Source organism: Qipengyuania polymorpha (genome assembly GCF_019711435.1).
Taxonomy (GTDB): domain Bacteria; phylum Pseudomonadota; class Alphaproteobacteria; order Sphingomonadales; family Sphingomonadaceae; genus Qipengyuania; species Qipengyuania polymorpha.
The window spans coordinates 1-12,523 of record NZ_JAIGNK010000005.1 but is presented as its reverse complement, the minus strand read 5'-3'; the positions used below and the strand labels follow the sequence as shown (position 1 = coordinate 12,523).

The window sequence follows — 12,523 nt, the reverse complement described above, 5'->3', positions numbered from 1 at the left end:
GCAGGGATCGGAAGCGAACTGGAATTTCTGGAGGGATCAGGCGAATGGCTCGGCGGCGCCAGTCGGTAACTATCAAGCACGTGGCAGCCGATGCGGGGGTTTCCCTGCAGACGGTGAGCCGCGTCATCAACAACGAGCCCAATGTGCGCCCCGCCATGAAGGAGCGCGTGCAGGCGAGCATCGACAAGCTCGGCTATGTGCCCAGCATCGCGGCCCAGCGCATGAGCGGCTCGCGCAGCTATCTCATCCTCGCCTTGAACGACCGCGACGCGACCATTTCCGACTGGCGCGCGCGCGAAGGGCGCGACTGGGTCGACCAGATGCTCCTTGGCGGCATGCTGACCTGCGCCGAGCACGGCTATCGCATGCTCATCGAGCTCGTCGACACGCATAGCGACCATGTCGAGCGGGAGCTTTCCGCAGCCATCGCCGCGCTCCAGCCCGACGGTGTCATCCTGACCCCGCCGCATTCGGAGAACCCGCTGATTACCGGCCTGCTGGCCGAGCGCGGGATCCCTTTTGCACGTATCGGCACGACCGAGGAGGGACCGGGTTTCGCGATCACCATGGGCGACCGTTTCCATGGCGCCCTTGCGACCGACCACCTCATCGAACTGGGGCACGAGCGCATCGGATTTATCGCAGGGCCGATAGATTTCAGCCTCTCCGACCGCCGTATCGCCGGGTGGCGACAGGCGATGGAAAACGCAGAACTGCCGTGCGAAGACCTGTGCGAGAGAGGCGATTTCGGCTTCGACAGCGGGATTGTCGCCGCCACCGCCCTGCTCGAGAGCGACGATCCGCCCACCGCCATCATCGCCAGCAGCGACCAGATGGCGCTCGCCACATTAGAGGTTGCGCGCAAGCGCGGGTTGAAAGTCCCGCAGGACCTCTCGCTGGTCAGCTTCGACAATTCGCCGATCGTGCGTTTCACGCAGCCGCCGCTGACTGCCGTCGACCAGCCGATCTCGGCGACCATCTCGCGCGCGGTGGAACTGCTGATCGAGGCGCGCAAGAAAGCCAAGCCTGCAGGCGTGATCTCGGTGCATGGCGAACTCGTGGTCCGCGGCTCGACCGCGCGCGTGCCGGGCAATGGCGCAAACTGAGACCACCCAGCCGCAGCGCCAGTCGCTGCGCTTCCTGTGGCTCTACGCGCTTGCCGTCGCGGGCGGCGCGGTGTCCTATGTGCCCTTCCTGACCCTGCTGCTCCCGCTGCGCGCGCAAGACATGGCAGGCGAAGGTGCTATCGACCTGCTCGCCTATATCGCCTTTGCCGGAGCCATTTCCGCCAGCCTCGGCAATATCGCCTTCGGCTGGGCGAGCGACCGCACGGGTACCCGCCGACCGTGGATTTTCGCCGGGCTGGCGCTGTCCTTCGCGCTACTCGTGAGCGTGCCGACGGCCCAGGACACCGTGCCGCTGATAGTCCTCATCATAGGCTGGCAGTTCGGCCTCAACATGATGCTCGGGCCGCTCGCGGCATGGGCGGGCGACGTCGTGCCCGACGAGCAGAAGGGCTTCCTCGGCGGCCTGCTGTCATTTGCCCCAGCCCTCGGTGCGGCTTCGGGCGCGCTGGTGACGATCCCGGGCCTCGCCTCTCCCGACGAAAGGCTGTGGCTGGTCGCCGGCCTCGTTGCCGCAATGGTGCTGCCCGTGCTGCTGCTGGGCCAGCCGCGCGCCATGCCGCAGCTGATGACGAGCGAAGCCGAAGCAGCTCCCAAGCCGCGCCGGTTCAAACGCAGCGCGGTCTCGCGCATGTGGCTCGCCCGGCTGCTGGTCCAGATCGCGGAAGCGGCGCTTTTCGCCTACCTCCTCATCTGGTTCACCGGGATCGATCCGAGCTTCACCGACAATGATACGGCACGCATTTTCGCGATCGTCCTTGTCCTGTCGGTCCCGGCCGCCCTGCTCGCCGGTCGGTGGTCGGACCGGCACGACCGTCCCATCCTGCCGCTGGCACTGGGCGCGGGAATCGGCGCTGTAGGCCTCGTCCTGATGGCGCTGTCGGGCGACCTGAGAGGTGCCATCGCAGGTTACGTCGTCTTCGGCCTCTCGACCAGCGTGTTCCTCGCGCTGCACTCGAGCCAGACGCTGCGCGTCCTGCCAAGGCCTGAAACACGCGGGCGCGACCTCGGCCTGTTCAATCTCACCAACACCGTGCCGAGCCTCATCATGCCCTGGCTCACCCTCAGCCTCGTGCCGGTTTTCGGCTTTGCGGGCCTGTTCCTTGTGCTGGCGGTGCTGACCGCGCTTGCAACCGGACTCCTGCTCACCATGCCCCGCTCCAACTAGCAGCTTGATTTTGGCAGCGCCACATGGCACTCCTCGCGATTGAGAACGTTCTCAACCAAATAGGGAACGCAGAGGGATGATGGATATGAAGGCGTTTTTCTTGGCGTCGGGCGCGGCACTCGCGCTCGCAGGATGCAATGCGGTACCGGCGGAAGTCGAATCGACTCCGGTCGCCGATGCCCGCTCGGCAGAGGATGCGCGCGTCGCGGACCTCGTCTCGCGCATGAGCGTGGAGCGCAAGGTCGCCCAGCTCATCCAGCCGCAGATCAACAGCTTCACCGCCGAGGACATGCGCCGCTATCGCTTCGGCAGCTATTTGAACGGCGGCAACGGCGGCCCTTACGGCGACGAATATGCCGAAGCCAGCGAATGGCTGAAACTCGCCGACGAGATGTATCTCGCCTCGGTCGAGCCCATGGAAAACGGCGAGCCGGTCATCCCGACCATGTGGGGCACCGACGCTGTGCACGGCCACACGAATGTCATCCGCGCGACCATCTTCCCGCACAATATTGCTTTGGGCGCGACGCGCGATGCCGACCTCATCCGCCGCATCGGCCATGCCACGGCGGTCGAAATCGAAGTGACTGGCATCGACTGGAACTTCTCGCCCACCATCGCGGTGGCGCAGGACGACCGCTGGGGCCGGACCTACGAAAGCTATTCCGAAGACCCGAAGATCGTCGCCCCCCTGGGCGCGGCGCTGGTCGAGGGACTGCAGGGCGCCAAGGGTGACCCAGACCGCCTCGGCAAGGGCCATGTCATCGCAACCGCCAAGCACTTCTTCGGCGACGGCGGCACCGACCAGGGTGTCGACCAGGGCGAAGTGACCGGCGATATCGAAGCATTGAAGGCCATCCATGCAGCGCCCTACCCCGCCGCCATCGATGCGGGCGTGGAGGCCATCATGGCCAGCTTCAACTCGATCAACGGCCGCAAGATGCACGGCAACGAGTATCTCCTTACCGACGTTCTGCGCGGCGAACTGGGCTTCGACGGCCTCGTGGTCGGCGACTGGAACGGCCACGGACAGGTCAAGGGTTGCACCAACACCGACTGCCCGCAGTCGCTCCTCGCAGGCCTCGACATCTACATGGTCCCCGACGACTGGAAGGGCCTGCTCGAAACGCTGGTCAGCCAAGTCGAGGACGGCACCATCCCGATGTCGCGTCTCGACGAAGCCGTCAGCCGCGTGCTGCGCGTGAAGATGCGTGCGGGCCTGCTCGACGAAATCGTCCAGCCCTCGGGCCGCCCCAATGCTGGCCAGTACGAACTCATCGGTTCGGCCGAACACCGCGCAATTGCGCGCGAGGCGGTCGCAAAGTCGCAGGTCCTGCTCAAGAACAATGGCGTTCTACCGCTGAAGGCGGGCGCCAACATCCTCGTCGCAGGCACGGCCGCAGACGACATCGCGCAGGCCTCGGGCGGGTGGACGCTGACCTGGCAGGGCGGCGGCGACCTCGACAACAGCTATTTCCCCGGCGCGACCTCCATCTGGAAGGGTCTCGAGACGGCAGCGAAGGAAAGTGGCGGCACGGCCGCGCTGTCTTCGGACGGCAGCTACACCACCAAGCCCGATGTCGCCGTGGTTGTCTTTGGCGAAGAGCCCTACGCTGAATTCGCTGGCGACCGTAAGCACCTTGGCTTCACCGACGAGGAAGGCCTTGAGCTGCTTCGCAAGTTCAAGGCCGAAGGCGTACCGACGGTTGCCGTCTTCCTCTCGGGCCGCCCGATGTGGATGAACCGCGAGATGAACGTCGCCGATGCCTTCGTGGCAAGCTGGCTGCCGGGCAGCGAAGGCGCAGGCGTGGCCGATGTCCTCACCGGCAAGGTGCCCGCGACCGGCAAGCTCGGCTTTAGCTGGCCTGCGACCTGCGACTTCGGCCCCCTGAACGGTCCCGAAGGCGCGCTTTTTCCGGTCGGCTATGGCCGTTCGCTCACCGACACCTCGGCAACCCCGACGCTCGACGAGGATTGCGCCCCGCTGATGGCCGGCGCAGCTGCCGACTGGTATGTCAGCGGCCGCCTTGCAGACGGCGTGCTGGCTAATACGGCCACCGGCAAGCTCGACAATCTTCGCGGCGAAGCGGGCGGCATTTCCGCAGTCGGCCTCGACCGCAATACGCAGGAAGACGCCCGCGCTGTCAGCTTCGGTCCGGGCGCGTTCCTCGAACTGACGCAGGCTGGCGGCGACAACGGCCCGGGTTACCGCGTGACCTACGAGGTCCAGACCCGTCCTTCTGCTGCTGTCTACATCAAGACCGGCGCAAGCGAGCCGCTCGACATCACGGACCAGCTCTCGGTCGCCGAAGGCAAGGGCTATCGCGAGATGATCCTGACCGAAGACTGCATGGCGGACCTTGGGCCTTCGCTCACGATCACGTCGCAGGGGCCGTTCAAGATCAACATCGGCACCGTCGTGCGCGAGGAGTTCGCCGAAGGGACCGCCTGCTCGTTCTGAGCCGCTTAAATTCATATTCGCTTTGTGTCGCGCCAAAAGGCTGGCACACAGCGTTTCGTGAGGAATACGCCGGGTCGCGGGACTGACGCCGGCTTCTGGGAGGAATACTGATAATGGCACTCGCACCAGACGTTTCGTCTAGCACCGACCCGATGCCGATCGAGGAAGAGGGCGGCGGCATTCATGCCCCGGGCCTCAACTACTTCGTCTTCGGCCTGTTCTTCATCTTCGGCGGCATCACCTCGCTCAACGACGTGATCATCCCGAAGCTGAAAGAGCTTTTCACGCTCAGCTACACCGAAGCGATGCTGGTGCAGTTTTGCTTCTTCTTCGCCTATCTCGTCATCGGCATTCCCGGCGCGAAGCTGGTCAAGAAGCTGGGCTATATGCGCGGCGCGGTGGCGGGTCTTTTGACCATGATGGTCGGCTGCCTGCTGTTCATCCCGGCCAGCCAGACGGCGACTTACGAGATCTTCCTCTTCGCCCTGTTCATCCTCGCCAGCGGCGTGGTCATCGTGCAGGTCGTGGCGAATCCGCTGATCTCGCTGCTCGGGCCGCAGAAGACGGCGCATAGCCGCCTCACCTTCGCGCAGGCCTTCAACTCGCTCGGTACGACGGTCTTCCCGATTGTGGGTGCCGCCGTCATCCTCGGCAGCCTCGCCAATGTCAGTGCAGACCAGCTTTCCGGCGCAGAACTCACGGCTTATCGCCAGGCCGAGAGCGAGGCCATCTGGCAGGGCTACCTTGGCGTTGCCGCCCTCATTGCGGTCGTGGCGCTGGCCGTGTGGCTGTTCCGCAACCGCCTGCCGCACGATTCCAAGATGATGGGCGAGAACGAGTTCGTTTCCAACGGCCGTTATCTCATCGGCCTCGCCATCATCGTCATCGGCGCCGTACTCGCGATCAACGTCAACGCGTGGCTTGGCGTGCTGCTTATCATTGCAGCCCCGATGACCTGGCTTTATGACAACGACCTGCTGACGCGCAAACGCTTCAGCTTCGGCGCGCTGTGCATCTTCCTCTACGTGGGTGCAGAGGTTTCGATCGGCTCGATCATCATCAACTACCTCGCTCAGGACCGCGTCCTTGGCGAGCCCGAAAGCGTCATCGGCTGGATGATCGGCCTCTACTGGGGCGGTGCGATGGTGGGCCGTTTCATCGGCTCCTACTTCCTGCGCATCTTCTCGCCGGGCAAGATCCTCGCCTTCAACGCGACGGGTTCGATTACCCTCATCCTCATCAGCATCCTGACGACGGGTGAAGTCTCGGCTTACAGCCTGCTTGCCGTGGGCCTGATGAACTCGATCATGTTCCCGACCATCTTCTCGCTCGCCTGCGAGAAGCTGGGTCCGCGGGCAGCCGACGGTTCGGGCATCATCAACGTCGCCATCTTCGGCGGCGCAGTGGTTCCGCTGCTTTACGGTGTCATTGCCGACGCCAGCGGCAGCCTCGCCACCGCGCTGATCCTGCCGATTGCCTGCTATGCGATTATCGCAATGTTCGGAATCTTCGCGCGGCGTCCTGCCACCGCATAAGAATTCGCATTCAAGACGCTCTTCGGGGGTTCGCAAGGCGGCTTCGGTCTGCCATGCGGCCCCCGAATTCTTTCAGACCTACAGGGACGCCCCATGACCGACGCCGAACTCGCCGCCCACCTCGCCGAAGTGGCTGGCAAAATTCTGATACAGGTCCGCGAGAGCGGCATGTTCGAGGGCAAGTCGCTCGGCAAGGCGGGCGACCAGACGGCAAACCAGTTCCTCTGTCACGCCCTGACCCAGCAGCGCGCCGAAGACGGGTTGCTGTCGGAAGAAAGCAAGGACACCGATGCGCGCCTGTCGAAGGAGCGTGTGTGGATTGTCGACCCTGTCGACGGCACGCGCGAATATGGCGAAGCGCGCAGCGACTGGGCGGTCCATGTCGCGCTCTGCGTAAACGGCAAGCCCGAAACCGGCGCGGTTGCCCTGCCCGGTCTCGACTGCGTGCTGCGCACCGATGCGCCAATCGATGTGCCCGCCGCTGCCGAAACTCCGCGCATGGTCGTCAGCCGCACGCGCCCGGCTGCCGAAGCGGTTGCCGTGTCGGAGGCTATCGGCGCCGAACTCGTGCCGATGGGGTCGGCCGGGGCCAAGGCCATGGCGGTGGTGCGCGGTGAAGCGGAAATCTACCTTCACACCGGCGGCCAGTACGAATGGGACAGCGCCGCTCCGGCAGCGGTCGCTCTCGCGCATGGCATGCACGCCAGCCGCATCGACGGCAGCCCGCTCGTCTACAACCAGGCCGATACCTATATGCCCGACCTGCTCATCTGCCGCCCCGAATGGGCCGAGCGCGTGCTGGCGGAAGTGGCGAAGCTTTCGGCTTAATCCTCGACCTGCGCCAGCAGCTGCCGCGCGCGGCTGAGGTGCGGGCGGTCGAGCATCTTGCCCTTGTGACCGATGGTGCCCGCGCCGGGGTTCGCCTCGAACAGCGCGACAATCTCGCGGGCCTCGGCGATTTCCTCGTCACTGGGCGTGAAGGCTGCGTTGATGACCGGCACCTGCGCCGGATGGATGGCGAGCATCCCGCGATAGCCGTCGCGGCGCACCTTCTCGGCGCGCGCCTTCAACCCTTCGAGATTGCGGAAATCGCCGTCGATGGTTTCGATGGCAGGAACGCCTGCCGCTGCCGCGCCGAGTAGCGTCAGGCTGCGGGCAAGCTCGTAGGTGAAGCTGTATTCGCCGTCGGGTCCACGGTTCGAAAGCGCCCCGATGGAATCCGCCAAATCCTCCGCACCCCATGTCATCGAAACCAGACGCGGCGCGCCTGCATAGTCGCCGGTGGTGAACATGGCTGCGGCCACCTCGGTCACCAGCGCAATGACCGGGGTCGAGCCGGGCTCGATACCCAGTTCCATTTCCAGCGGCGTGAGGAGCCGGTCGAGTTCCTCCACATCGTGCCGCCCGCGCGCCTTGGGCAGCATGATGCCGCCGGGCCGAGCAGGCATGATGGCAGCAAGGTCATCCGCGGTATGCGGTCCGTCGAGGGGATTGACCCGCACCCACAGCCGGTCGTGCTCCGCATTGTCGCGCGTGCCGAGAAATGCCGCGATAGCCTGCCGTGCCGCGGGCTTGGCATCATCCGCCACCGCATCCTCGAGGTCGAAGATCACGATATCGGCCTCGCCCTCGCTCGCCTTGTTCATCTTCTTCTCGCTGTCGCCCGGAGCGAACAGCCACGAGCGATGGCGGGGCGGGATGGCAGCTTTCGACACTTGGATTTTCCTCTCTCGATTCCGTGTGCGGCTTGAGCCGACCTGATGCTGCGAAGTCAAGCGATGGCTTGTGATGCATGCCATGTGCGCTAGAGCTTGCAGCCATGCTCCGGGTCCCCGCTCTTTCTTCCGCCTTGATTGCCCTTATCGGCACCCAGCCAGCATTCGCGCAGGAGGCGGATGAGCCTGAGGTCATTGTCGTGACAGGCACGGGGCTGGAGGAAACACCGGCTACCCCAGCCTATGACACGCAGGTTATCGAACGCGAGCAGCTGGTCTCGACCGGCTCGGGCCGTATCGAGGATGCGCTATCGTCGGTCGCGGGCTTCCAGCAATTCCGACGTTCGGACAGCCGCTCGTCCAACCCCAGCGCGCAAGGGGCGACACTCCGTTCGCTGGGCGGCAATGCCACCAGCCGCGCTCTCGTGCTGCTCGACGGCGTGCCCATGGCCGACCCGTTCTTTGGCTTCATCCCCTTTTCCGCCATCGCGCCGGAGCGGCTCGGTAGCGCCCGGATTACGCGTGGCGGCGGCTCCGGCCCCTTCGGCGCAGGCGCGCTGGCGGGCACAATTGAGCTAACCAGCGCCGATGCGGCGACGCTCGGCAATTTCGGCGGTCATGTTTACGTGAACGACCGTGGCGGGACCGAGAGCGCAGCGCATGTCGCGGGCGACCTCGGCAGCGGCTTCGGCGTGATTTCGGGCCGGTGGGACCGCGACAAGGGCTTTTTCACCACTCCCGAGGCCGACCGCGTCGACGCCAGCACCCGCGCCGGTTTCGACAGCTATTCTATCCAGGCGCGCGGTGTGGCTCCGCTGACCGACACCGTCGAATTGCAGGCACGCGGCCTCGTCTATGACGACCGCCGCACGCTGCGCTTCGATGGCGCCGACAGTTCGAGCACGGGGCAGGACGCCAGCCTGCGCCTCGTGGGCCGCGGCAACTGGCAGTTCGACGCGCTGGCCTATGTGCAAGCGCGCAACTTCACCAATGTGGTCATCAGCTCGACGCGCTTCGTGCCGGTCCTCGACCAGCGCAACACCCCTTCGACCGGACTCGGGGGCAAGTTCGAAATCCGTCCTCCGGTTGGCGAGAGCAACGTCCTTCGCCTCGGCATCGACTACCGCCGCAGCGACGGCGAGCTTTACGAAACCGCACTGAGTGCCTTTACCGGTTCGGTGCGCGAACGTCGCAACGCTGGCGGCACGAATACCGACCTCGGCTTCTTCGTCGAGAATGATTTCATGCTCGGGCCGCTGACGCTGACCGCAGGGGCAAGGCTCGACCGCTACACCATCCGGAATGGCTTCTATACCTCACGCGATGCAGATGGCACCATCCTGCAAAACGAAAGCTACGCCGATCGCAGCGGCTGGGAAGAATCCTTCCGTGGTGGTGCGGTGTTCGAGGCGGGTGGCGGGCTCAAACTGCGCGCCGCTGCCTATACCGGCCTGCGCCTGCCGACATTGAACGAGCTTTACCGCCCATTCGTCGTCTTCCCGGTGACCACCAATGCCAACGCCCGGCTGGAGAACGAAAAGCTGGAGGGTTTCGAGGCCGGTGTGGATTTCTCGCCCAGCGAAGACATCGACCTCTCCCTCACTGCCTTCGACAACCGGGTGAAGGGCGCGGTGGCCAATGTCACGCTCGACCCGGTCACTCGCCAGCGCCAGAACATTGACGCCATTCATGCGCGCGGTATCGAAGCGGGCGCTGGCCTCTCCTTCGGCCCTCTGCGTTTCGACGGCTCGCTCGCTTATACCGAAGCCGAGGCGCAGCAGGCTGGCGCAGCCTTTGATGGCAACCGCCCCTCGCAAACACCCGCTTGGGTCGGCGGCGCGACGCTGAGCTATCGTATCGGCACCGACGGACTGGTCTCCGCAACGCTGCGCCATGTTGGCAAGCAGTTCGAGGACGACCTCGAAAGTAACGTCCTGCCCGCAGCGACCACGCTCGATGCCTTCGCGCAAGTTGCGCTGACCGAACGGTTCGCGCTTGTCTTGCGCGGCGAGAACCTGACCGACGAGGACATCGTCACACGCAACCAGGGCGGCTCCATCGACTTCGGCACGCCGCGCACCCTGTGGATTGGCCTCAAGCTCCAGAACTGAGCACAAGCCAATTGCATGCGCGCCTGAGACCGATATGCTCTGCCCCCAAGGGATAGAGAGGCCGAAGCGATGAATGCACAGGAACTGGCGGCGCGGCACGAGGCCGTGAACGAGGATGCGGAAAGCTACTGGCTGGAAGAGGCCAAGCGGCTCGACTGGTACAGCTTTCCCACCACGGCCAACCGCAGCTCCTTCGACGAGGGCGATTTCGGCATTCGCTGGTTCGAGGACGGAGAGCTCAACGTCACCGTCAACTGCCTCGACCGCCACCTCGCGACGCGTGGCGACAGAACCGCCATCATCTTCGAAGGCGACGAACCGGGCGAAGGCTATTCGCTTACCTACGCTCAGGTCCACGAAGAGGTCTGCCGCTTCGCCAATGCGCTAAAGGCTTGCGGTGTCGGCAAGGGCGACCGCGTCGCTATCTACATGCCGATGATCCCCGAAGCCGCCTTTGCCATGCTCGGCTGCGCGCGCATCGGGGCCATCCACTCGGTCGTCTTCGGCGGCTTCTCGCCCGACAGCCTTGCCGACCGTATCGAGGACTGCGGCGCGAAATTGCTCGTCACCGCCGACGAGGGCGTGCGCGGTGGCAAACGCATCCCGCTGAAGGACAACGCCGACAAGGCGCTGGAAAAGTCCCCGGTCGAAGCGGTCATCATGGTCCGGCGCACCGGCGGCGAGGTGAATTTCGTCGAAGGGCGCGACCGCTGGTGGCACGATTTGCGCGAAGAGGTCTCTGCGACCTGCGAGCCGGAAAAGATGAACGCCGAAGATCCGCTGTTCATCCTCTACACCAGCGGCTCGACCGGCAAGCCCAAGGGGGTGATGCACACCACGGGCGGCTATTTGCTGTGGGTCACGGCGACTTTCGACATAGTGTTTGGCGCGACTGATGAAGATGTCTTCTGGTGCACCGCCGACGTCGGCTGGGTCACCGGCCACAGCTATGTCGTCTACGCCCCGCTCGCCAATGGCGCGACCACGGTGATGTTCGACGGCGTGCCCAACTATCCCGACTTCGGGCGCTTCTGGGAAACTTCGAACCGCCTGGGCGTGACGATTTTCTACACCGCCCCCACCGCCCTGCGCGCCCTCATGCGCGAGGGCGACGAATGGGTGAAGCAGCACGACCGCTCGCAAATCCGCCTTCTGGGCACGGTGGGCGAACCGATAAATCCCGAGGCGTGGAACTGGTATCACGAGGTTGTCGGTGACGGCCGCTGCGAGATTGTCGACACATGGTGGCAGACCGAAACCGGCGGCATGCTCATCACCCCCGTCCCTGGCGCGGTGAAGACCAAGCCCGGCAGCGCCACCCTGCCCCTGCCCGGCGTCTATACCAAGTTGGTCGACAATGACGGGAAGGAACTTACCGGCCCCGCAGAAGGCAACCTCTGCCTCACGCAGAGCTGGCCCGGTCAGATGCGCGGCGTGTGGGGTGACGACGAACGCTTCTTCCAGACCTATTTCACCACCTATCCTGGCATGTATTTCACCGGCGACGGCTGCCGGCGCGACGACGACGGCTACCACTGGATCACCGGCCGGGTGGACGATGTAATCAATGTGTCCGGCCACCGCATGGGCACCGCCGAGGTCGAAAGCGCGCTTGTCGCCCATCCCAAGGTCGCCGAGGCCGCCGTCGTCGGCATGCCCCATGATGTGAAGGGACAGGGCATCTACGCCTATGTCACGCTCAACGCGGGCGAGCCCGAAAGCGAGGAGCTGCGGCAGGAGCTGCGCCAGTTCGTGCGCAAGGAAATCGGTGCCATCGCCTCGCCCGATGCCATCCAGTTCGCCCCCGCCCTGCCCAAGACCCGCTCGGGCAAGATCATGCGGCGCATCCTGAGGAAGATTGCCGAGGGCGAGCCGGACAAGGTGGGCGACGTCTCGACGCTGGCCGAACCGGCGGTTGTCGATGCACTGATCAAGGGTGCACAGGCTTAGTCCGGCCCACATTTGCCTTGGGCACAAAAAAGCCCGCCGTGATGGCGGGCTTGTTTTTGAGTTGGTTGCGGGGGTTGGATTTGAACCAACGACCTTCAGGTTATGAGCCTGACGAGCTACCGGACTGCTCCACCCCGCGGTACCTTTTTGTGGCGCCTCAGGCGCCGGCGGCTGCGTCCGCAGCCTTGGCTTTCCTCGCATAAGCTCGGGCGGCCGTGCAGGTGACCTTTGGTCAGCTGCGTTACACTACGCTTCCGGCCTTGCGACCCTGCGGGTCGTTTGGCCTTGCCTCGGGCGCGGAGGCCAGAGACTAAAAAGCCGCCGCTCGGGGATGCCCGGCAGCGGCTTTTTTGAACTTGTGAATGGGTTTGTTTCCCGCGCACCCGCCGGCTTTAATGCCTGGCGACGACCTACTCTTCCAGTGCTTGAGCACTAGTACCATCGGCGCTGTCCGGTTTC

8 protein-coding genes and 1 tRNA gene are annotated in these 12,523 nt (G+C 64.8%); 7 read left to right on the top strand and 2 right to left on the bottom strand.

Features of this window, described 5'->3' with window-relative positions; all coding sequences use genetic code 11:
- Positions 1-44 precede the first annotated feature (44 nt).
- The 5 genes from K3152_RS13335 (at position 45) to K3152_RS13315 (ending at position 7,116) form a co-directional block, all read left to right on the top strand.
- A complete protein-coding gene (locus K3152_RS13335) occupies positions 45-1,106 on the top strand; it encodes a LacI family DNA-binding transcriptional regulator (protein ID WP_221574631.1) in 1,062 nt (353 codons plus the stop codon).
- Entirely contained in the window at positions 1,093-2,292 is a 1,200-nt protein-coding gene (locus K3152_RS13330) for an MFS transporter (RefSeq protein WP_221574630.1), read from the top strand. The genes K3152_RS13335 and K3152_RS13330 overlap by 14 nt, the downstream gene beginning before the upstream one ends.
- Before the next feature lie 85 nt (positions 2,293-2,377).
- Positions 2,378-4,753 carry a glycoside hydrolase family 3 protein gene (locus K3152_RS13325; protein WP_221574629.1) on the top strand — a complete coding sequence of 792 codons (2,376 nt, stop codon included), beginning with the start codon at positions 2,378-2,380 and terminating at the stop codon, positions 4,751-4,753.
- A 113-nt stretch (positions 4,754-4,866) separates the two neighbouring features.
- Entirely contained in the window at positions 4,867-6,288 is a 1,422-nt protein-coding gene (locus K3152_RS13320) for a sugar MFS transporter (RefSeq protein ID WP_221574628.1), read from the top strand.
- A 93-nt stretch (positions 6,289-6,381) separates the two neighbouring features.
- Positions 6,382-7,116, top strand: coding sequence for a 3'(2'),5'-bisphosphate nucleotidase CysQ (locus K3152_RS13315; protein WP_221574627.1), 735 nt, complete (start codon positions 6,382-6,384; stop codon positions 7,114-7,116).
- Here K3152_RS13315 and K3152_RS13310 read toward each other — a convergent pair.
- Positions 7,113-8,003 carry an HpcH/HpaI aldolase/citrate lyase family protein gene (locus tag K3152_RS13310; RefSeq protein ID WP_345719814.1) on the bottom strand — a complete coding sequence of 297 codons (891 nt, stop codon included), beginning with the start codon at positions 8,001-8,003 and terminating at the stop codon, positions 7,113-7,115. The genes K3152_RS13315 and K3152_RS13310 overlap by 4 nt on opposite strands.
- A gap of 104 nt (positions 8,004-8,107) precedes the next feature.
- Between K3152_RS13310 and K3152_RS13305 the strand changes: the two genes are divergently transcribed.
- Positions 8,108-10,114 (top strand): TonB-dependent receptor plug domain-containing protein, encoded by a 2,007-nt coding sequence (locus K3152_RS13305; protein WP_221574625.1) that lies wholly within the window; start codon positions 8,108-8,110, stop codon positions 10,112-10,114.
- A 39-nt stretch (positions 10,115-10,153) separates the two neighbouring features.
- The gene (gene acs, locus K3152_RS13300) at positions 10,154-12,064 is read left to right on the top strand and encodes an acetate--CoA ligase (protein ID WP_345719820.1); all 1,911 of its coding nucleotides are present in this window, start codon (positions 10,154-10,156) and stop codon (positions 12,062-12,064) included.
- A 62-nt stretch (positions 12,065-12,126) separates the two neighbouring features.
- Here acs and K3152_RS13295 read toward each other — a convergent pair.
- Positions 12,127-12,203 (bottom strand) — tRNA-Met (locus K3152_RS13295).
- Positions 12,204-12,523: the final 320 nt, after the last annotated feature.

Excerpts from the sequence above, each read along its gene's own strand:
- K3152_RS13335 (WP_221574631.1), top strand. The coding sequence starts at position 45 with ATGGCTCGGCGGCGCCAGTCGGTAACTATCAAGCACGTGGCAGCCGAT.
- K3152_RS13330 (WP_221574630.1), top strand. The coding sequence starts at position 1,093 with ATGGCGCAAACTGAGACCACCCAGCCGCAGCGCCAGTCGCTGCGCTTC.
- K3152_RS13325 (WP_221574629.1), top strand. The coding sequence starts at position 2,378 with ATGAAGGCGTTTTTCTTGGCGTCGGGCGCGGCACTCGCGCTCGCAGGA.
- K3152_RS13320 (WP_221574628.1), top strand. The coding sequence starts at position 4,867 with ATGGCACTCGCACCAGACGTTTCGTCTAGCACCGACCCGATGCCGATC.
- K3152_RS13315 (WP_221574627.1), top strand. The coding sequence starts at position 6,382 with ATGACCGACGCCGAACTCGCCGCCCACCTCGCCGAAGTGGCTGGCAAA.
- K3152_RS13305 (WP_221574625.1), top strand. The coding sequence starts at position 8,108 with ATGCTCCGGGTCCCCGCTCTTTCTTCCGCCTTGATTGCCCTTATCGGC.